The sequence below is a fragment of the Aeromicrobium sp. genome, assembly GCF_047607065.1.
GTDB lineage: Bacteria > Actinomycetota > Actinomycetes > Propionibacteriales > Nocardioidaceae > Aeromicrobium.
In genome coordinates, this window is the sequence record NZ_JASGDU010000054.1 from 1 (window position 1) to 20,246 (window position 20,246).

The 20,246-nt window shown below is 69.5% G+C and carries 14 protein-coding genes, 1 tRNA gene and 1 other RNA gene; 9 read left to right on the top strand and 7 right to left on the bottom strand.

Features of this window, described 5'->3' with window-relative positions; translation table 11 throughout:
* The 3 genes from QM597_RS08625 to ffs form a co-directional block, all read right to left on the bottom strand.
* A partial coding sequence (locus QM597_RS08625; protein WP_415004472.1) for a DNA polymerase III subunit gamma and tau occupies window positions 1-1,688 on the bottom strand: 1,688 nt, incomplete at its 3' end.
* A gap of 55 nt (window positions 1,689-1,743) precedes the next feature.
* A complete protein-coding gene (locus QM597_RS08630; RefSeq protein WP_415004473.1) occupies window positions 1,744-2,727 on the bottom strand; it encodes an alpha/beta hydrolase in 984 nt (327 codons plus the stop codon).
* 55 nt (window positions 2,728-2,782) lie between these two features.
* Window positions 2,783-2,879, bottom strand: an RNA gene (gene ffs / locus QM597_RS08635) — signal recognition particle sRNA small type.
* Window positions 2,880-2,940: 61 nt separating this feature from the next.
* Here ffs and QM597_RS08640 point away from each other — a divergent pair.
* Window positions 2,941-3,025 (top strand) — tRNA-Ser (locus tag QM597_RS08640).
* Between the two features lie 347 nt (window positions 3,026-3,372).
* Here the strand turns inward: QM597_RS08640 and QM597_RS08645 are convergent.
* The gene (locus QM597_RS08645) at window positions 3,373-4,464 is read right to left on the bottom strand and encodes an inositol-3-phosphate synthase (RefSeq protein WP_415004474.1); all 1,092 of its coding nucleotides are present in this window, start codon (window positions 4,462-4,464) and stop codon (window positions 3,373-3,375) included.
* A 32-nt stretch (window positions 4,465-4,496) separates the two neighbouring features.
* Window positions 4,497-5,096: a PadR family transcriptional regulator gene (locus tag QM597_RS08650; RefSeq protein ID WP_415004475.1), complete on the bottom strand. Its 600-nt coding sequence runs from the start codon at window positions 5,094-5,096 to the stop codon at window positions 4,497-4,499.
* Window positions 5,097-5,433: 337 nt separating this feature from the next.
* On the opposite strand from QM597_RS08650, the gene QM597_RS08655 reads away from it, so the two are divergent.
* The 4 genes from QM597_RS08655 (at window position 5,434) to QM597_RS08670 (ending at window position 11,222) form a co-directional block, all read left to right on the top strand.
* Window positions 5,434-7,689, top strand: coding sequence for a transglycosylase domain-containing protein (locus tag QM597_RS08655; RefSeq protein WP_415004476.1), 2,256 nt, complete (start codon window positions 5,434-5,436; stop codon window positions 7,687-7,689).
* A gap of 250 nt (window positions 7,690-7,939) precedes the next feature.
* Window positions 7,940-9,436, top strand: a complete 1,497-nt coding sequence (locus tag QM597_RS08660; RefSeq protein ID WP_415004535.1) for a circularly permuted type 2 ATP-grasp protein — start codon at window positions 7,940-7,942, stop codon at window positions 9,434-9,436.
* Window positions 9,436-10,362, top strand: coding sequence for an alpha-E domain-containing protein (locus QM597_RS08665; protein ID WP_415004477.1), 927 nt, complete (start codon window positions 9,436-9,438; stop codon window positions 10,360-10,362). Before QM597_RS08660 ends, QM597_RS08665 begins: the two co-directional genes overlap by 1 nt.
* The gene (locus QM597_RS08670; RefSeq protein ID WP_415004478.1) at window positions 10,359-11,222 is read left to right on the top strand and encodes a transglutaminase family protein; all 864 of its coding nucleotides are present in this window, start codon (window positions 10,359-10,361) and stop codon (window positions 11,220-11,222) included. The genes QM597_RS08665 and QM597_RS08670 overlap by 4 nt, the downstream gene beginning before the upstream one ends.
* Before the next feature lie 60 nt (window positions 11,223-11,282).
* Here QM597_RS08670 and QM597_RS08675 read toward each other — a convergent pair whose 3' ends face one another.
* The gene (locus tag QM597_RS08675; protein WP_415004479.1) at window positions 11,283-12,818 is read right to left on the bottom strand and encodes an adenylate/guanylate cyclase domain-containing protein; all 1,536 of its coding nucleotides are present in this window, start codon (window positions 12,816-12,818) and stop codon (window positions 11,283-11,285) included.
* Between the two features lie 83 nt (window positions 12,819-12,901).
* Between QM597_RS08675 and QM597_RS08680 the strand changes: the two genes are divergently transcribed.
* Window positions 12,902-13,453 carry a cysteine hydrolase family protein gene (locus tag QM597_RS08680; RefSeq protein ID WP_415004480.1) on the top strand — a complete coding sequence of 184 codons (552 nt, stop codon included), beginning with the start codon at window positions 12,902-12,904 and terminating at the stop codon, window positions 13,451-13,453.
* A 7-nt stretch (window positions 13,454-13,460) separates the two neighbouring features.
* Window positions 13,461-14,366 carry a hypothetical protein gene (locus QM597_RS08685; protein WP_415004481.1) on the top strand — a complete coding sequence of 302 codons (906 nt, stop codon included), beginning with the start codon at window positions 13,461-13,463 and terminating at the stop codon, window positions 14,364-14,366.
* Between the two features lie 171 nt (window positions 14,367-14,537).
* Here the strand turns inward: QM597_RS08685 and QM597_RS08690 are convergent, their stop codons facing one another.
* A complete protein-coding gene (locus tag QM597_RS08690) occupies window positions 14,538-16,130 on the bottom strand; it encodes a phospholipase D family protein (protein ID WP_415004482.1) in 1,593 nt (530 codons plus the stop codon).
* A gap of 174 nt (window positions 16,131-16,304) precedes the next feature.
* Here QM597_RS08690 and QM597_RS08695 point away from each other — a divergent pair, with 174 nt between their 5' ends.
* Both QM597_RS08695 and QM597_RS08700 read left to right on the top strand, forming a co-directional pair.
* Entirely contained in the window at window positions 16,305-18,413 is a 2,109-nt protein-coding gene (locus QM597_RS08695) for a HelD family protein (RefSeq protein ID WP_415004483.1), read from the top strand.
* On the top strand, window positions 18,410-19,966 hold the full coding sequence (locus QM597_RS08700) for a metallophosphoesterase family protein (RefSeq protein ID WP_415004484.1): 1,557 nt from the start codon (window positions 18,410-18,412) through the stop codon (window positions 19,964-19,966). Before QM597_RS08695 ends, QM597_RS08700 begins: the two co-directional genes overlap by 4 nt.
* Window positions 19,967-20,246: the final 280 nt, after the last annotated feature.

Consider the following 20,246-nt stretch of genomic DNA (forward strand, 5'->3'; position numbering starts at 1 on the left):
GTGGCGGGCCGAGACGGCGGTGCGGCCGGGGGGCGGGGGGCCGGTTCGGCGGCGGCCTGCGTGTGCCCGGCGGCGCTCGGATCGACGATGGACTCGATGCGCCAACGCACGCCGACGACCTGGAAGATCGCCTCGGCCAGCACCTCGTCGGACTTGCTCGCGTGGAAGGAGTCGCGCGCGCCGGCGTTGACCAGCGCCATTGTCAGGACGTTGCCGTTCAGGCTCGTGACGTGGGCGTTCTGGCTCAGCAGGATCCACGTGAAACGGCGCAGCGACTGCACGGCGTCGAGGATGTGGGGCCACAGCCGGCGGACGTCGGCGACCCCCAGCTGCCCCGCAGCCGGAGCCGGGGACGCCGGCTCCGGTTCGGGTTCTGGGGTCGGTGCGGGAGCGGGTTCCGGGGTCGGCTCGGGAGCGGGTTCCGGGGTCGGCTCGGGCTGCGGTTGCGGGGTAGGTTCCGGCGCGGGCCGAGGGGCCTCCGGTGCCGGGGCTGGCTCGGGCGTCGGCGCGCTCCCCCCGCTCGCGTCGAGGCGCCGTTCGATACGGTCCAGGCGCGCGGCGAAGCCGTCGGAATCGTGGTCGGCACCGGGCACGAGGATGCGCGCGCACAGGAGTTCCAGCAGGAGCCGGGGTGCCGTCGCGCCGCGGAAATCCGTCAGGGCGGTGTCGACCAGATCCGCGTTGCGCACCAGCTCGGCCGGACCGAAGGACTGCGCCTGCGCAGTCAACTGGTCGGCGCGGTCGGCGGGTATGTCGAGCAGCCCGACGGCGAAGGCGTTCGGGACCGCGCGCACGACGACGAGGTCGCGCAGCCGCTGCAGCAGGTCTTCGGCGAAGCGGCGCGGGTCTTGCCCCGATTCGATCACCTTGTCGACGACGCCGAAGGCCGTGGCCCCGTCGCGCGCGGCGAAGGCGTCGACGGCCTCGTCGAGTAGCGAATCGGGCGTGTAGCCGAGCAGGGCGACCGCGAGCGCGTAGGTCACTCCGTCGTCGCTCGCGCCGGCGATGAGCTGGTCGAGCACGCTGAGCGTGTCGCGGACCGAACCGCCGCCGGCGCGTACGACGAGCGGCAGCGCGGCCGGGTCGAGCGTGACGCCTTCGCTCGCGCACAGTTGGTTGAGGTAGTCGCCGAGCGCCTTGGGCGGTACCAGCCGGAACGGGTAGTGGTGGGTGCGCGAACGGATCGTGCCGATGACCTTGTCCGGCTCGGTTGTGGCGAAGATGAACTTCAGGTGCGGCGGCGGCTCCTCGACCAGCTTGAGCAGCGCGTTGAAGCCCTGCGGGCTGACCATGTGCGCCTCGTCGATGATGTAGACCTTGTAGCGGCTGCTGACCGGCGCGAAGAAGGCGCGTTCGCGCAGGTCACGGGCGTCGTCGACGCCGCCGTGGCTGGCCGCGTCGATCTCGATGACGTCGACGCTGCCGGGGCCGCCCCGGGCCAGGTCGCGGCAAGACTGGCACTGTCCGCACGGGTCGGCGACGGGGGCGGCTTCGCAGTTGAGCGCGCGGGCGAGGATGCGGGCGCTGGTGGTCTTGCCGCAGCCGCGCGGGCCGCTGAACAGGTAGGCGTGGTTGACGCGATTGTTCGCCAGAGCGTGCCGCAGCGGATCGGTGACGTGCTCCTGACCGATGACCTCGGCGAAGGTCTCGGGTCGGTATCGGCGATACAGGGCGAGGGGCGCGTCCACGCCGCCAGCCTAACGACGCCCGCCGACACCCGCGACCGCTGCGCGGGGGCGGGCCTCAGCGCTCGAGGATGAAGTCGTGCAGCCAGCGGTCTGTGGCGGCGTAGGCCTGCGCGCGGACCGCCGGTGCCGACAGGTACACGTCGTGCAGCGCCCCCGGAATCGCCAGCGAGGTCACCGCATCGCCCAGGCACCCGGCCCACCGCGCGATCTGCTTCACGTCGAGCACCGCGTCGCTCACATCGGTGCGTGGCCGGTGGGTCCGCGAGAAGTAGGTGGCGTCCGAGCGCAGCACCAGCGACGGCACGCCCACGTCGATCCCGCGATGGAAGGCCGCATGACCGCGCCGGATCGCGTTGATCCAGCCGTAGGTGATCGGGAATCCGCCGATGGGTTTCCAGTCGAGGTTGTAGTCCCACTCCCCGTGCGCGCTGACGTGCAGGCTAGAGCCGTAGGCCGAACTCTTGGGCAGGTTGAGCGCGCGATACGGCTGCACCTGGGCGACCAGCCGGATGACCTGCGTGCCGACCGACCGCAGCCACGCCGCACCCTGCAGGTCGAACCACGGGCTGTCGAGCAGCAGTCCCTCGATGCCCTCCTTGCGGGCGCGGCCGGGTACCGAGTTGAGCCGGCCGGCCCACAGTGCCAGCACCAGTCCGCCGGTGGAATGCCCGCCCAGCAGGATCGGCAGGTCGCCGCTCTCCTCGCGTACGAGGTCCAGCGCCCGGCCGATCTCGGCGTCGTAGAGGCCGAGATCGGAGACGTAATGCGGGGTCTGCCCCGGCCGCCGCGACCGGCCGCACTTGTGCAGGTCGAGCGCGTAGAAGGCGAAGCCGCGCTCGACCAGGAAGTCGGCAAGCTCGGTCTGGAAGAAATAGTCGGTGAAGCCGTGGACCCAGACGAAGGCGTGCGTCGCCTTCACCGGCTCCGTGGCGCGGACGAGGGTGGCCACGATGTCGCCCTCGCCGTCGGGGTCGGCACCCAACTCGATGGTCCGCTGTTCGTAGCCGGAACCCAGGACATCCTCGACCCACGCAGACATGCCGCGAGCATAGCCGCGCTCGGAGACCGCGATGGGATTTGACGGACCGGCGGGATGCGAGGACCCCCCGCGTACCCGACAGAGCACACTGACCCTTGCTGCCTTCCGGCCCTGGGGGAGTTGGGTGAGATGTCGCCACGCGAGGGGCTGCGCACACTGTACCGACCGGGACTGGCTCGCTCCAAGTCGAGGTGGCCCGGTAAGGTCTCTCGCGGAGGATTCGCATAGTGGCCTAGTGCGCTCGCTTGGAAAGCGGGTTGAGTGAAAGCTCTCAGGGGTTCGAATCCCCTATCCTCCGCAGATGACTCTGGCCCCCGCAGCGCTCTTTGCTGCGGGGGCCAGAGTCATCTTTGAGCTAGTGATTCGAGGAGGAGGGAACTTGCGACCGACGGAGTCCCCTATCCTCCGCAGGTGGAAGTCCTGATCTATTCGGGTTGTGTGCTGTTGCCCGGTCCCTGAGGTGCGAGGCCGCTCGCGGCCGAGCCTCGAAGGGACTCAAACTGCAACTCATTTCGCCCTTCGAGGCCGCTCCTTCGTCGCGGCACCTCAGGGGCCGGATTCTGCCGACCTGCGGAGTCCCCTATGGTCCGCAGACCGAGAAGGGCACCGAATCCCGTGGATCCGGTGCCCTTCAGGTGAGGAGGCTCAGCGCTCTTCTTCGCCGCGGATGAAGGCTTCGAGCTTGGCGCGACCGAGGTCGTCGGGGCGCTGCTCCGGCGGGGACTTCATCAGGTAGGACGAGGCGCTCAGCAGCGCGCCGCCGATGCCGCGGTCCTTGGCGATCTTCGCCGCACGGATCGCGTCGATGATGATGCCGGCCGAGTTCGGCGAGTCCCAGACCTCGAGCTTGTACTCCAGGTTCAGGGGCACGTCGCCGAACGCGCGGCCCTCGAGGCGCACGTACGCCCACTTGCGGTCGTCGAGCCAGGCGACGTAGTCCGACGGGCCGATGTGAACATCCTTGTCGTGGACCTTGCCGGCCAGCGGGCCGGTGAGGTTCGACGTGACGGCCTGCGTCTTGGAGACCTTCTTGGACTCCAGGCGCTCGCGCTCGAGCATGTTCTTGAAGTCCATGTTGCCGCCGACGTTGAGCTGGTAGGTGCGATCCAGCACCACGCCGCGGTCCTCGAACAGCTTGGCCATGACGCGGTGCGTGATGGTCGCGCCGACCTGGCTCTTGATGTCGTCGCCGATGATCGGCACGCCGGCTGCCTCGAACTTCGCCGCCCACTCCGGGTCCGACGCGATGAACACGGGCAGCGCGTTGACGAAGGCGACGCCTGCGTCGACGGCGCACTGCGCGTAGAACTTGTCGGCGTCCTCCGAACCCACCGGCAGGTAGGACACGAGCACGTCGGCCTGGGTGTCCTTGAGTACCTGCACGACGTCGACGGGAGCGGCGTCGGACTCCTCGATGGTCTCCAGGTAGTACTTGCCGAGGCCGTCGAGGGTGTGACCGCGCTGCACGGTCACACCGGTCGGCGGGACGTCGGTGATCTTGATGGTGTTGTTCTCGCTGCTGCGGATCGCATCGGCCAGGTCGAAGCCGACCTTCTTGGCATCGACGTCGAACGCCGCGACGAACTCCACGTCACTGACGTGATACTCGCCGAACTGGACGTGCATCAGGCCCGGCACGGTGCCGGCCGGGTCGGCGTTCTTGTAGTACTCGACGCCTTCGATGAGGGACGTGGCGCAGTTGCCCACGCCCACAATTGCCACGCGTACCGAACCCATGGGTTCTCCTTTTGTAGTGCTCGTTCTCGGGGTCATGCTGATTGGCTGGTCGTATCGGAACCGTCGACGTCGTCGTCGACGGTCGTATACCCACCTGCACGCTCGCGGTCGATGAGCTCGGTCAACCAGGCGACCTCGCGCTCGACCGACTCCAGCCCGTGTCGCTGGAGTTCGCGCGTGTAGGAGTCCGCCCCACGCCGACCCCGAAGGGAAGCGTCGCGGACGTGCTCGAGTCGCTCCTGGAGCCGGCTGCGCCGGCCTTCGAGAATGCGGACCCGCGTCGGAGCGTCGGTCCGCGCGAAGAACGCGAATCGCACACCGAAGTTCTCGTCATCCCATGTCGCCGGGCCGGATTCCTCCATGACCTGCGCGAAGTACTCCTTGCCCTCGGCCGTCAGGCGGTAGGCGATCCGGTTGCGGCGGCCGCGGATGGCGGCACCGGGGTCGTCGTCGGCGACGATCAGCCCTTGGCGCACGAGGCTCTTCAGGCAGGGGTACAGCGTGCCGTAGGACAGCACCCGGCCCCAGCCGAGCAGCGCGATCAACTGCTTGCGCAACTCGTACCCGTGCATGGGCGAGTCGTGCAGCAGTCCGAGGGTCGCGAGCTCCAGAGCCGCACCGCGCCGTGCCATCGAAGAAAAACCTCAACCAGATATCAGGAGAATGGATATATCGGAACGATACATCGGTTCGTTGTCTCGAAACAAGTCTGGGTGCCACAACAACCCGATAGGTTTGGTGCCTGCATCACGAACAGGCACACTTGAGCAGATTGTCCGCGACCGGCCGGGTCCCTCTCGTCGGCCGAGATCACCAGAGGAGGTGCCCGCGATGGCGCGCAACGGCACCAGGAGCGCATCCACGCGAAAGGCCGCCATTCGTGACGGCATCTTCAAGTTCGTTCGAGCCATCGGCGGTGAAGGTCGGCCCCGGTGGGTTCAGGTTCTGCGATGGATCGCCTTCCTGACCGTGACCGGATTCGTGAGCGGTGCGCTGGCGTTCTTCGTCCTGTACCAGATGATCGACATCCCCGACCCCAACGAGGAGTTCCAGACCCAGACCACGAAGGTCTACTTCTCCGACGGGACCACGCTCCTGGGCGAGTTCTCCGAGCAGCGCCGCGAGAACGTCACTCTCGATCAGGTGCCCGCCTCGATGCAGGCCGCCGTGATCTCGGCCGAAGACCGGTCGTTCTACTCCAACCGCGGCATCGACTTCAAGGGCATCCTGCGCGCCCTGCGTGACAACACGGCCAGCGGCGAGATCAGTTCCGGTGGCTCGACGATCACCCAGCAGTACGTCAAGATCCTCTACCTGACCCAGGAGCGGACCTACACCCGCAAGTTCAAAGAAGCGATTCTGTCGCTCAAGATCGACAATCAGCTCAGCAAGTCCGAAATCCTCGAGGGCTACCTCAACACCGTCTACTACGGCAATGGTGCCTACGGCGTTCAGGTGGCGGCCAAGACCTACTTCGGCAAGGAGGCGGCCGATCTGACGGTGCCGGAGTCGGCCTATCTGGCGACGGTCATCAACAGCCCGTCCTTCTACGACCCCTATACCGCGAGTTGCCTGGCCGACGCCGCGAGCGCCGAGTGCCAGGCCGAGACCGCCGAGCGCGACGAGCGCATCCTGCCGCGCTACAACTACGTGATCGACGGCATGGAGAAGTCCGGGGCGATCACCGCCGAGGAGGCCACGCAGTACCGCGATACCCTCCCGGCCTTCTCGCCGCGCGTCGTCAGCAACCGCTACGCCGGCCCGAATGGCCACCTGCTGAAGATGGTCGAAGACGATATGGCCAAGAACGACTTCAGCGAGGCCCAAGTTCAGGGCGGCGGCCTGCGCATCACCACGACTATCGACGCCACCTTGCAACAAGAGGCCATCGACGCGGTCAACGACGTCAGCCCGCAGGGCCTCGACGGCCTCCATCAGGCGCTGGCGTCGGTCGAACCGGGCACCGGTGCGGTCAAAGCGCTCTACGGCGGACCGGACTTCCTGACCAGCCAGATCAACTGGGCCACGGCTGGCACCCAGCCGGGATCGACCTTCAAAGCGTTCGCCGTGGTCGCGGCCTTGGAAGACGGGTTCAGCCTCAAGACCAAACTCAACGGCAATACGCCCTATCGGATCGGCGGCGGCGCGGTGAAGAACGCCGGAGACAGTGGCGGCTCTTCCTACGGCACGATCGACCTCGCCAAGGCGACGGCTAAATCGGTCAACACCGCGTTCATCGACTTGACGGTGCAGATGAGTGACGGCGGCGATGTGAGTGTCGGTGCTCAGAAGATCCTCGATGCCGCCGTCGACCTGGGCATCCCCCAGGAGACGGTCGACCAGATCGACCCGGTAGCGGTGACCCCGCTCGGCTACGCGCCGGTGGCACCGATCGATATGGCCAACGCCTACGCGACGCTCGCGGCCGGTGGCAACCGCGCGGACTGGCACGTCGTGCAGAAGGTCGCCAGTGCGGAGGGATCGGTGTTGTACGAGCACTCCGACACCACCGACCAGGCCGTTCCGACCGATGTCGCGGCCGACACCTTGTCCGCACTGCAGGGGGTCACCAGTTCCGGCGGCACGGGAACGGCAGGTAAGACGGTGTGCCCGACAGCCGGCAAGACTGGTACTGCCACCGCATCGGACGCCTCCGGTGATGTGCGCACGTCGGCGGTGTGGTTCGTCGGTGCGACGCCCAAACTGGTGACCGCAGTGATGTATAACCGCGGCGTCGGCAATGAACAACTCGACGGCTTCCTCAAGCCTGCCTACGGCGGTGCCTACCCGGCCCGCACGTTCAAGGCGTTCATGGACAAGGCGCTCGACGCGGACGACTGCGGCAGTTTCCCGGATGCCGCCAACATCTCCGGCGACAAGGGCGAGACCGTCTCGACTCCCGCCCCGTCGTGCGGCCCCACGCAGCAGTTCAACGCCGATCACACCGGCTGCGAAGAGCGAACCGTGCCGACGTGCTCGAGCGACGAGAAACTCGACTCGTCCGGCTATGCCTGCGTGCCGAGGACGTGTGCCGACGACGGTAAGACCGGCACCTACCCGAACTGCACAGCGACAGCGACACCCACACCGACAGCCACGACAACCTCGACGGCGTACGGGTCGGTGCATCCGTCGAATCCGTCTTCAGCAGCCGCCTGTGCGGCCTACGCCTCCGAGGGCTACACCTGGTGGGGCAGTCCGGCGAGATGTCGTTATTCCGGGTAGCGCGCTCGCGGGCCGACCAGCGCAGACGCTTCGTACGCCGTGTGCCTCCGCGCTATAGCGCAAAGCCTCGTCCGAGGACGAAACATGGCTGACACGAAGGAGTCCTAGGGTGACCACGTGAACGAGCGAAGCGAGCGAAACGATGGGCCATGCACGTGGTCGTCGCCTAGTGTCGGTTCTTGTGGGTGGTGACCGCGTGAACGAGACCAGCCTGTTCGACGACTACGGTGCGGGGGCCGGATTCGACGAGATGTTCACCGCCGACGGCCACGTGCGCGGCGAGTACGCCTCGGTGCATGCGGCCTTCCGCGCGATGAGCGACGACGAGATCCGCAGCCGGGCCGATGCGCTCGCGTCGTCCTATCTCGACCAGGGCGTCACCTTCGGCGTCGCCGGCGAAGAGCGGCCGTTCCCGCTCGACCTCGTTCCCCGGGTCATCGAGGCCGCCGACTGGAAGCACGTCGAGGCCGGGGTCAAGCAGCGGGTCACCGCGCTGGAAGCCTTCCTCGCCGACGTCTACGGTCCCGGCGAGTTGTTCGCCGACGGCGTTGTTCCCCGTGAAACAGTCGTCACCTCCCCCCACTTCCACCGGGTCGTGGCCGGACTGGAACCGGCCAACGGCGTGCGTGTCCACGTCGCCGGCGTCGACCTGATCCGTGACGGCGACGGCCACTTCCGGGTGCTGGAGGACAACGTGCGGGTGCCGTCGGGTGTCTCGTACGTGATGACGAACCGGCGGGCGCTGTCGGGCGCGCTGCCGGAGGTGTTCGCCGATCACCGCATCCGGCCCGTGCAGCAGTACTCGCGCCACCTCCTCGGGGCGTTGCGCGCGGCGGCCCCTGCCGGTGTCGGCGAACCGAACGTCGTGGTCCTGACGCCGGGCGTCTACAACTCGGCGTACTTCGAGCACACGCTGCTGGCCCGCACGATGGGCGTGGAGCTGGTCGAGGCGCGCGACCTCGTCTGCCAGGGTGGCCGGGTCCTCATGCGCACGACGCGCGGGCTGGTGCCGGTCCACGTGATCTACCGGCGCATCGACGACGAGTTCCTCGACCCCGCCCAGTTCCGCCCCGACTCGGTGCTCGGCATCCCCGGCCTCGTGACGGCGGCGCGGGCCGGCAACGTCGCCATCGCCAACGCCATAGGCAACGGGGTGGCCGACGACAAGCTGCTGTACACCTACGTCCCCGACCTGATCCGCTACTACCTGCACGAGGAGCCGATCCTGCGCAACGTCGACACCTGGCGTCTGGGCGACGCCGATCAGCGCGCCGAGGTGCTGGACCGGCTCGACGAACTCGTGCTCAAGCCGGTCGACGGCTCGGGCGGCAAGGGCATCGTCATCGGTCCGGCGGCCGACCGCGCCGAACTGGACGACCTGCGCACGAAGATCGCCGCCGACCCCCGCGCGTGGATCGCGCAGCCGGTCATCTCGCTGTCGACCGTGCCCACGCTGGTCGATCAGGGAATCCGGCCGCGCCACGTCGACCTTAGGCCGTTCGCGGTCAACGACGGCGACACCGTCTCGGTGCTGCCGGGCGGGCTGACCCGGGTCGCGCTGCCCGAAGGCGAGTTGATCGTCAACTCCAGTCGCGGCGGCGGCTCCAAGGACACCTGGGTCCTCGCCGATCCCTTGGTCGACCCCAGCCCGGAGGACGAGGCCGACGAACCGGCTCCCGCGCGCGGCAAGGACGCGGCCAAGCGGACCGCTCAGAAGCAGGTCGCCGACGGAAGGACGGTGGCCTGATGTTGAGCCGGATCGCCGAATCGCTGTTCTGGATCGGCCGCTATCTAGAGCGCGCCGACGACACCGCCCGCATCCTCGATGTCGAGTTGCAGGTGCTGGTGGAGGATCCCTCCGTCGACGAGGACCGCTCGTGCCGCCAGATCCTCACCATCATGGGCGTCGAGGACCTCCCCTCGACGGTCGACCGCTGGAGCGTGCTCGACCTGTTGGCGCACAATCCGGAGTCGGCCGGCTCCATCGCCTATGCCATCGACGCGGCGCGCGAGAACGCGCGGGGTGCCCGCGAGACACTCTCGACCGACATGTGGGCGGCGATCAACACGATGTGGCGCGGCCAGCCCGCATCGCGTTCGATGCGACCGATCGACATGTTCGGCTGGGTGCGCGGCCGCACGGCGATGATCGCCGGCATCGCCGATGCCACCATGACCCGCGACGAAGGCTGGCAGTTCTTCATCCTGGGGCGCAGTATCGAGCGGGTCGACATGACCGCGCGACTCCTGTCGGCGGCCTCCCTCGCCTCCGAGGCACACCTGGCCTGGCCCACGACGCTGCGCGCGTGCGGGGCGTACGAGGCCTTCATCCGCGCCTACCGCGGAGTGGAGGCCGACCGGCTCGCGGCGGAGTTCCTGCTGCTGGATCGCTGGTATCCGCGTTCGGTCGTCTCGGCGCTGGTCGAGGCCGAACGGGCGCTGTCGACGCTGGAGGCCGAGGGACGCCGTTCGGGCTTCACCGACGAGGCGCTGCGGTTGCTCGGGCGAGCGCGCACCGAGTTGGAGTACCGGCCGCTGAGCGAGATCATGTTCGACCTGCCGACGGAGATGGAGGGCCTCCAGCGTCGGTGCGCGGAGGCCAGCGACGCGGTCACGGCGCGCTACTTCTCCCACGGTGAGGCCCACGTCTGGAGTGAGGGGGCGCTGCTGTGAGCACCACCGACACGATGCAACTGCGCATCCGCCACACCACCGGTTACACCTACCCCGAGGGGGCCAGCGCCTCGCTCAACGAGGCCCGTATGACCCCGATGACCACCAGCGATCAGACGCTGCTGCGCTCGCGGCTGGAGATCTCGCCGAGTCCGTGGTCCTTCGAGTTCCGCGACTACTGGGGCACGACGGTCACCGCCTTCGAGGTGACCGAGGAGCACACGGACCTGCAGGTGGTCGCGACCTCGACGGTCGAGACGGTCGCGGGTAGCGAGGCGACGGCTGACCGGTCACGGGCGGCGTGGGAGGACCTGGCCGAGGTGGCCGACACCTGGTGCGAGTTCCTCATGCGTTCGACCTGGGTCGAGCCGCCGGACGACCTCGTTGCCGCCCTGGAGCCGATACGGCAGGCGGCCGCCCGGCCCGGCGATTACGTGCGCGCGGTCGGTGCGTTCCTCCACGAGCAGATCGCCTACCTGCCCGGCAGTACGACGGTCGACTCGACCGCAGCCGAGGCGTGGGCGGCGCGCGCGGGGGTCTGTCAGGACTTCGCACACCTCATGGTCGGTGCGCTGCGCTGGGCAGGCATCCCCGCGCGGTACGTCTCGGGCTACCTGCACCCCTCCCCCGATCCGCGTATCGGTGAGACGGTCAGTGGCGAGTCGCATGCGTGGATCGAGTGGTTCGACGGCGAGTGGACGGGTTGGGACCCGACCAATGCGGTCGCGCCGGCCGGGCGGCATGTCGTCGTCGCGCGGGGGCGGGACTACTCCGACAACCCGCCGCTGCGCGGCATCTACGCCACCACCGACACCTCAGCGTTGTTCGTCGTCTCCGTCGAGATCACCCGCCTGCGGTAGGCAGCCACCACGGCCGGTGAGGTGCGACGAGGAACGAGAAGCCTCGAAACGACCTCTCGCTCACGCCAGGACGGCGACGGGGGTGGGGTCGGGGCGCCCGCGCAGCACGACCGGCTCGGCCGGGGTCCAGCGTCCCGCCTCGGCCGCTGCGGCCGCATCGACGGAAGCCTGCATGACGAGCACCCGACCGGGGACGTCCTTGGCGAGATCGGTCAGCCGAGAGGCGGAGTTCACCGCGTCGCCGATGACGGTGTACTCGAAGCGTGACTCGTCGCCGATGTTGCCCGCGACGACCTCGCCGGTGGCCACGCCGATGCCGGCACCGACCTCGACGACCTCGGCCGCGAGCCGCCGCGCCATCGCCCGCGCCGCCGCGAGCGCCTGGGCCGCGTGGTCCGCGCGGGTGACGGGGGCACCGAAGATCGCCAGCACCGCATCGCCCATGAACTTGTTGACCAGCCCATGATACCGGTCGACCTCCTCGACCACGACCCCGAAGAAGCGATTGAGCACTTCGACCACCTCGGTCGGTGAATGCTCGGTCGCGTAGGTCGTCGATGACACCAGATCGACGAACAGGACCGTGACGAAGCGCGTCTCGCCGCCGAGTTCGACAGCGCCCAACTCGGCCGCCTCGGCGACTTCGCGGCCCACATGGCGCCCGAACATGTCTCGTATCGCCTCGCGCTCGCGTAGGCCCTGCACCATGTCGTTGAAGCCCGCCTGCAGCGTGCCCAGCTCGGTGCCGTCGTAGACGACCACCTCGGCGTCGTAGTCGCCGTCGCGCACCCGGCTGAGCGCGTCGGTGACCGAGCGCAGCGGGTTGACGACCGACCGTGCGGTCAGGGCGGTCACGAGTAGGCCGAAGGCCAAGATGATCCCCGACAGTCCCAGCACGACGATGGCGAACTGTACTTTTGAGGACGCGGGGAAGACGAGTACCAGCATGGCGGCGACGACGAGTCCGAGGACGGGTGCGGCGGTGCCGAGTCCCCAGAAGACGAGCATGCGCCATTGCACGCCCATGCCGCGGGTGCGGGTCGGCTCGTGCCCGGCGAGCGCACGGGCCGCGACCGGCCGCAGCGCGAATTCGGCGAACAGGTAGGCGATGGTCGTAACCACCAGACCGGCGATGACGACCGACGCCACCGCCCCGAACACGGCCCGCGGCTGCAGGAAGAACGCGAGCGTCCCGTAGAAAATCGCGGCGACATCCCACAGTACCGCCTGCATGAGGCTCAGCCGCCAGGGCAGCCGTAGGGCCGCGTAGCGTTCGACGTCGGTCGGCTCACGTTCGAGGATGACCCAGCGCAGGCCGCGCAGGCCCATGATCGTGCCGAAGGTGGCACCGAAGATCACCGCGAGCAGGACGTAGGTCGGCGTGGTGATGGCGACGACGAGGCCGAAGCGGGCGTTGATGCCTTCGCCGGGGATGACGACGAAGGTGAGGGCCGCGACGATGACCGAACCGATGATGTTGGTGCCGACCAGCAGCACCGTGAGCATCGTCTGGATACGCACCCGCAACCGCAGAGGTCCTTGATCGGCGGACCCGAGCAGCAGCGAGCCGTACGCCGAGCTGCTTCTGCGTGCCATGGGGGTCCGTTCTCGTCTGCCGTCCCGCCCGATCCTAGAGGTTCGGCCGCCTGTTCTCCCGCCACCGGTCCTACAGTGGAGGCGTGTCCGAGACGAGTGCGGCCCCGTGGAGCCACATCGAGATCACCCGCCCGACGGCTTTGCTGATCGTCGACGTGCAGCACGGATTCGTCGGGCCGCATACCGCGCATGTCCCGGCCGCCGTGCGGTCGTTGCTCGTCGAGCGCCGCAGCGACTACGCGGCGGTGATCGCCACCCGTTTCCACAACCCGCCCGAATCCAACTTCCGCGAGCTGATCGACTGGCACCGGCTTGCCGAGCCGCCCGAGACGGACTTGGTCGACGGGCTGGAGTCCGTGATCGACACCGTCATCGACAAGGACACCTACGGTGCGGTCGAGGCCATCGCCGCCGTCCTGGATCACCTCGGCGTCCGCGATGTCCACCTGTGCGGCATCGACACCGACGTCTGCGTCCTGCAGAACGCCGCCGGCCTCTTCGACCGCGGATACCGTCCGGCCGTGCTGATCGACGGGTGCGCCACCAACGGCGGCCCGGATGCGCAGGCCTCGGCCATCCCGTTGCTCGGTCGCACCATTGGTGCTCGCCAGGTGATCCGGCGTGATGACCAGTAGCAGGGCCATGAGCGTCGCACCGCTCGATCTCGGTCCGACGGTCGAGACCTTCGCGCGCGCCACACCCACGAAGATGCGCCGCAGTTACGACGACAAGATCGTTCACTACGCGATGACCACCTACTTCCTGACCGCCACGACGAGCGATCCGCAGCGGCTCTCCGACGAGGCCTGCCGGCATCTGACGGCCTGCCTCGACCCGTCGGTCATCGACTTGGACGACACCCCCTTCACTGCCGACCTCGTGACGACCGACGAGTCGCTGGCCGCGCATCTGGCGGACTTCGATGACCGGATGGAGCGCGTTCAGGAGCGGATGTCGGACTATCCCGACTACGACACCTCCTCCGCGACGGCCGTGTTCGCGAGCTGGTCGAGTGTCGTCGTGCTCGGCGACACCGACGAGGAGACCACCTATCTCATGGCCGCGTTGCAGGCGCGGGTGCAGATCTCCTGGCTGGCCGCCTGGACGATCCAGGATATCTCCTCGCGCGTCCTGCACAGTTCGCGCAAGGGGATCAGCCGGGTGTCGCTGGACTGGCAGGCCGTGGAACTCAATCGCCTCAAGCGATACGCGCGCGCTCGGGTCGACTCTTCCGAATCGGACCGCATCGCCCGGCTGCTGGAGTGCTTCGAGACCACGAGCGGGCTGACGCGTGAGTGGAACCTGGCCGAAGAAGCCTTGGAGGATGCCCGGGAATACGCCGAGGTCGCCAATGCGAGGGGCGCCGAATCCCGCCAGCTCACCATCGAAGCGCTCCTGCTGCTGTTCTCCTTGGCGTCGTTCGCGCCGATGTTCCTCGAACTGCCGCTGACCGGGTGGTCTGATGTCCGCGAGCAGTGGCAGATGTGCGTGACGCTGTTGATCCTGCTCGGAATCGGCCTGGCCGCGGTCTTCCGCCGCGACCGCTGAGAACCTCAGCCGGCGGGCTTAGAACGCGCGCGGATAGGCGGAACCCGGTCCCTGAGGTGCGAGCTTGCGAGCCTCGAAGGGACCTCACCGCGACGGGCTTCGCCCTTCGAGGCTCCTCGTTCCTCGTCGCTCCTCAGGACCCGGCTCGGCCGCGGGCCTACCCCCGCGTTGTCAGAAGGTGCGGTGGCGGCGCAGGGCGGCGGGGCGGCCGTCGGGGTCGTGGAGGTAGCGGTACCACGGCGCCGCGAAGGCCTGACGGAACAGCGGCAGCGACGGCGCGGGCAGGCGGCGCAGCCGGCCGGCGGGCCGAGGCCCCTGCCGGCCGTCGCGGTGCCAGGCCTCCAGCCGCTCGGCCGCTCGCGCGAACTGGGCGAACATCGCGGCGGCCTCGACCGCCACCTCGCCCGGCTCGACATCCAGATGCTCCGCCGCCAGCGCCAGCCGCAACTCGCGCGCATAGGCGCTGTGACCCTCGCCGGCCGGGTCGATCACCACGGCCGACAGCTCCGAGTCGTGGGTCCACGGCCGGCGGCAGAAATTGTCCGAGCCGATGGACGCCCACCAGTCGTCGAGCACGCACACCTTCGCGTGGACATAGACCGGTGTGCCCGCGTGATTCTCCAAGCCGTAGAAGGCCACCCGGTCCGGCGCCGCCGCGTACACCCGGCGCAGGGCGCGCAACCGACCGAGCACCTGCGGGTCGCGGGCGAACCAGCCGTCCTGGTCCGGGAATTGCGGCAGCACCCCGATCAGGTGCAGGCCCGGATGCGACTCCAGCGCGTCGACCAGGACCTCGCTCATCTGCCGGCCCCAGAGGAACTGGTCCTCCACGTAGATCAGCGACCGGGTCCGGCGCACCGCCTTGGCGTAGCCGCGCGCCACCGAGCGCTCCCCCTGCGGCGCGAAGTCGTACGCCCAGCCCAGGCCGAGCTTCGGGTAGGTGCGCAGCAGCTGCACCCGGTGGCCGGCGGGCCGCGGCGGCGGAGGGGGAGCCTGCGGCGGCAGCGGACGGCGTTCGCGGTGCAGCCCGCGCAGGGCGTCTCGCAGGCGGCGCAGCGGGTTGCGGGTCAGCGGCGTGGCGTCGTCCCACCGCTCGCGGAACACCGTCTCGACGTCGTGGACGACCGGCCCTTGCAAGGCGACCTGCACGTCGTGCCAGGGCGGTCGGTCGCCGTATTCGGACGCGAGGGCATCGGCCTGCGGATCGCCGAGGTGCCCGGCGTCGTCGCGCCGGCCGTGGCACAGGTCGATCCCGCCGACGAAGGCGATGTCGCGGTCGGCGTCCCGGGCATGACGGATAACGACGAACTTCTGGTGATGTGCGCCGCCGGGCCGCACCCGCATGTCCAACTGCACGTCGGCGCCGCGACGCTGGAGCAGGTCACCGAGCCGCCGGTGCTTCCCGGTCGCATAGCCCAAGGCGCCGCTGTGCGAGCGCCAGATGAGGGCGCGCATGTCGACACCGCGCTCCACCGCACGCCCGAACGTCTCGGCGACGCTGCTGCCCGGGTCGTCGGTCAGCCGCTGGTCGGGGTCGCCCTGCCAGTCGGTGAAGCAGATGAGGGCGCACGGGCCGGTCGCCTCGATCCGGTCGTACAACTCGCGGAAGTAGGCGGCGCCGTGCAGGAGCGGCCGGGCCTCGTTGCCGTCGCGCCAGGCCCGGTCGATCCCGTCGGGGCGGGTGTCGAGGCGCGTCGCGGGGTTGCCGCGCTCGGCGGCGGTGAGGAACCAGGCCGCCCGTTCGGTATGCCCGTCGATGCCCATACGCGTCCTCCCACCCGGTGCGGATCGACATTACGCCCGCACGGGTGCAGCGAGTTTTCCCCGGGCGCGCAGCACGGCTTGAGCGCACCTCGATGACCGGGGTCGCGCGGCGGCGGGACTCCGGGGTGCGGCGAACTACACTGGATCGCTCGCCCTGAACGCCCGAGGAGACCGGTGACCTCACCTGCCGCAGCCCAACGCGAGATCGCGTCCGAGCAGTCCTACGTCGACACCGTCTACGAACGGCTCGATGCCTCTGCGGACGTCGCGCGCGCCCTCGTCCGGGAGGGTTTCGCGCGTGCTGACGTCGGCCACGAGGGCGGACTCGTCGAGCGCGACGCGATGGTCTTCCAGGCCACCCGCCGGCTCACGGCGCTGAACGCCGCCCACGACGGCCTGGTCTTCGGCCGCCTCGACCTGACCGACGGACAGAAGCGCTACATCGGCCGGATCGGCGTGCGCGACGCGGAACGCGAGATCCTGCTCGTCGACTGGCGCGCGCCCGCCGCCTCGCTGTTCTACCAGGCCACCGCCGCCAACCCGTCCGGCGTCGTGCGGCGTCGCGTCCTGCGTTGTTCGGGCAGCACCGTCATCGGGGTCGAGGACGACCTGCTCGACGCCGAGCATGCGCCGCCGGACATGGTGATCGTCGGCGATGGTGCCCTTCTGGCGAGCATGTCTCGTGCCCGTGACGCCCGCATGCACTCGGTCGTCGCCACGATCCAGGCCGAGCAGGACGACGCGATCCGCGCCCCCAGTCGCGGGGCCACCATCATCGGCGGCGGCCCCGGCACCGGCAAGACGGTGGTGGCGCTGCATCGCGCGGCCTACCTGCTCTACACCGACCGGCGGCGCTTCGAGTCCGGCGGCGTGCTCGTGGTCGGCCCGTCGAACGTGTTCATGTCCTACATCGAGCGCGTGCTGCCCAGCCTCGGCGAGACGAGCGTGACCCTGCGTTCGCTCGGCGAGGTGGTCGACGGTCTCACGGCGTCGCGCCACGACGAGCCGGTCGCCGCAGCGGCCAAGGGGTCCTCGCGCATGGTGCGGGTGCTGCGCCGGCTCGCGGTCGAACCCGCTCCGGAGACGCCGGCGGAGTTCCGCTACTTCTACAAGGACGACGTGCTGCGGCTCGACGCGGCGCGGCTGGCCGGCCTGCGCCGCCACCTTCTGCACCAGTCGACCTATAACCGCGCGGTGCCTCGCGTGCCCGCCGCCCTGGCCGACGCGCTGTGGCGGCAGGTCCGCGGGGAGCGGGCGCGCGAGGGGGGCCGGGCGGAGTTCCTCGACCGGATCGCCGACGACCGCCGGTTCGTCGACTTCGTCGAAGCCTGGTGGCCCGAGCGTGACGCCGTGCGGATGTGGCGCAGCCTGCGCGAGCGCGTCGCGGAGGTCGCGCAGGGGGCCTTCCGCCGCGCCGAGCTGGACGCCCTGCGGGCCTCGTGGGAGGCCGGCGGTGGCACCCCGAGCATCGAGGACATCCCGCTGATCGACGAGCTGCGCTACCTGCTCGGCGAGGTGCCTCCTCATGACGAGGCCGACGACGACCTACCGAAACAGTTGATGAGTTTCGAGCGCCGCGAGCGCGAGGAGGTCCGCACGACCACCTCCATCGCCGACGACGGCTACGCGCATGTCCTCATCGACGAGGCGCAGGACCTCTCGCCGATGCAGTGGCGCATGGTCGGCCGTCGCGGGCGGCACGCGAGCTGGACCATCGTCGGCGACCCCGCGCAGTCGTCGTGGCCGGTGCCCGAGGAAGCCGAGCGCGCCCGGGTCGAGGCGCTGGACGGCAAGCCCGAGCACCGTTTCCGGCTGTCGACGAACTACCGCAACTCTGCGGAGATCTACGAACTGGCCGCCGGGGTGGCTCGCCGGGCGATCCCCGGTGCGGACCTGGCCGACGGGGTGCGGCGCACCGGCGAGCATCCGGCCCACCTGGAGGTTCCCGCCGGAGCCGTCGCGGCGGCCGTGCGCGAGGAGGCCGAGAAACTGCTCGCGCGGGTCGGGGAGGGCAGCGTCGCGGTGGTGACGCCGCTGGCGCTGCGGGCCGGCCTCGAACGCGAGCTGGCCCCGGTGCTGGCCGCGCACGAGCGGGTCCGGCTGCTCGACGCGCTCGACACGAAGGGCCTGGAGTTCGACGGGGTCGTGGTGGCCGAGCCGGACACGCTGATCGGCGAGTCCGAGGCCGGATGGCGTACGTTCTATGTCGTTTTGACCCGCGCGACGCAACTGCTGACGACTGTCGGCTCGTCCGCGCGCTGGCGCACCGAGGAGCCCCGATGAACCTTCCCGCCCCGTTGCGTCGGCTGGCGGCGCGCGCCCTGCCCCCGCTCCTGCTTGCGGCCGTCGTGGTCCCGGTCGGTGTCGCCGTGGCGAGGACCACCTTCGAGACCTCCGAGCGGCCGATCTCCATCGGTGCCCACCAGGCGACGCTGCGCCCGGACTACAGCGGCGACATCGTGCTCGACTTCGGGCCGCTGCTGCCCCAGGTGAAGATGGACTTGGACGATCCGCGCTTCGGTATCGGCGCGACCATCCAGTTGGGCGACGCCGAGGTCACCTCGCTCGACGAGCTGATTTCCCGCGACGCGGTAATCGCCTCGCAGCCCGACGGCGAGGTCGCGGCGGTGGAGGCGGCGCTGCGCGATATGTGGATCGCGTCGGCCTGGCGCGGCGCGGGCGTGGCCGTGGCGCTCGCCGTGGTGCTGAGTGTGGCGTGGATCGCCGTCGGCCGCGAGCGGCGCGCCGCCCTGGTGGAGGGTCGCAAGCCCCTTCGGATCACGGCGGCGGTCGTCGCCCTCGCCGTGGCCGGCGGGGGCGTCGTCGCGGCCGTGCGCTCGGACCCGTCGCGCGACCCCGATCCGGTCTCGTGGGTCACCCTCGCGGAGGCCTTCCCGGACCTGCCGCTGCCCGACGACTCGCGACTCGGCGCACTGCAGCTGTCCGACGGTGCCGCGCTGCGCAGCGGGGAGTCGCTGATCGAGGGCGCCCTCAACACCTACACCGCCTCGAATGCCTTCTTCGACCAGCTTGCCACGACCGCCGAGGACGTCAAGGTGCGGCGTCCGGGCGAGGGCCAGACCGTCGCCCTGGTCGTCACCGACCGGCACGACAACGTCGCGATGGACCCGGTCGCCCGGCAGATCGCCGAGAACGCTGATGCCACGATGCTGCTCGACCTCGGTGACGACACCTCCAACGGTGCCGCGTGGGAGGAGTTCAGCATCAACTCCCTCGCGCGCGAGTTCACCGGCTTCGACATCGTCGCGGTCGCGGGCAACCACGACCAGGGCGCGCACATTGCCGACTACATGGCCGACAGCGGCTTCACCCTGCTCAAGGGCGAGCCGGTGACCGTCGACGGCATCCGGTTCATCGGTGACAGCGATCCGCGTTCCTCCGGTCTGACGAAGGGCTACACCGGCAACGAGGACGACAACATCGCCGCGATCAGCGAACAGGATCAGGAACTGACGGAGACCGCCTGCGACGACGGTGAAGTGGCGGTGGCGCTCGTTCACAGCATCGCGTCGGCCAAGCAGTTGGCCGAGTCCGGCTGCGTCGACCTGATCCTGTCGGGGCACCTGCACCGCCAGGTCGGCCCTGACGTGGTCCGCAGCGATGATGACGAGCCGACGGTGACGCTGGCGACCGGCAGTACCGGCGGCGCGGTGTATGCGTTCGCGCTGGGCACCGGGCTGCGGCGCGAGGCGCAGATGACGCTCGTGACCTTCGCCGACGGTCGTCCGGTGGGCCTGCAGCTGGTGGACATCGACACCGGGGGGCATATCGCCGCGCAGCCGTACGTCACCCTCGACGACCTCATCGGCGACTGAGCGCCGGGCGGGGGCAACCGGGTCCCTCAGGTGCGAGCGAGGAACGAAGGGACGTGGGCGGGTCATTTCGAGGCTCGGCCGCGAACGGCCTCGCACCTCAACGACCGGCTCCGTACGTCGGTCCCTGAGGTGCGAGCGAGGAACGAGCGAGCCTCGAAGGGACCTACCTCGCACCTCAACGACCGGGAGCCGCCGGGTCCCCGAGGTGCGGGCGGGGCGGACCGGCGCGCTAGGCTGCGTGTCATGTCCGAGCGTCGCTGGTGGTCCCTCCCGTAGAGGA

What these genes read in the sequence shown, in the direction of transcription:
- QM597_RS08630 (WP_415004473.1), bottom strand. Translation starts at nt 2,727, where the DNA reads ATGTCTGCGTGGGTCGAGGATGTCCTGGGTTCCGGCTACGAACAGCGG.
- QM597_RS08645 (WP_415004474.1), bottom strand. Translation starts at nt 4,464, where the DNA reads ATGGGTTCGGTACGCGTGGCAATTGTGGGCGTGGGCAACTGCGCCACG.
- QM597_RS08650 (WP_415004475.1), bottom strand. Translation starts at nt 5,096, where the DNA reads ATGGCACGGCGCGGTGCGGCTCTGGAGCTCGCGACCCTCGGACTGCTG.
- QM597_RS08660 (WP_415004535.1), top strand. Translation starts at nt 7,940, where the DNA reads ATGTTCACCGCCGACGGCCACGTGCGCGGCGAGTACGCCTCGGTGCAT.
- QM597_RS08665 (WP_415004477.1), top strand. Translation starts at nt 9,436, where the DNA reads ATGTTGAGCCGGATCGCCGAATCGCTGTTCTGGATCGGCCGCTATCTA.
- QM597_RS08675 (WP_415004479.1), bottom strand. Translation starts at nt 12,818, where the DNA reads ATGGCACGCAGAAGCAGCTCGGCGTACGGCTCGCTGCTGCTCGGGTCC.
- QM597_RS08685 (WP_415004481.1), top strand. Translation starts at nt 13,461, where the DNA reads ATGAGCGTCGCACCGCTCGATCTCGGTCCGACGGTCGAGACCTTCGCG.
- QM597_RS08690 (WP_415004482.1), bottom strand. Translation starts at nt 16,130, where the DNA reads ATGGGCATCGACGGGCATACCGAACGGGCGGCCTGGTTCCTCACCGCC.
- QM597_RS08700 (WP_415004484.1), top strand. Translation starts at nt 18,410, where the DNA reads ATGAACCTTCCCGCCCCGTTGCGTCGGCTGGCGGCGCGCGCCCTGCCC.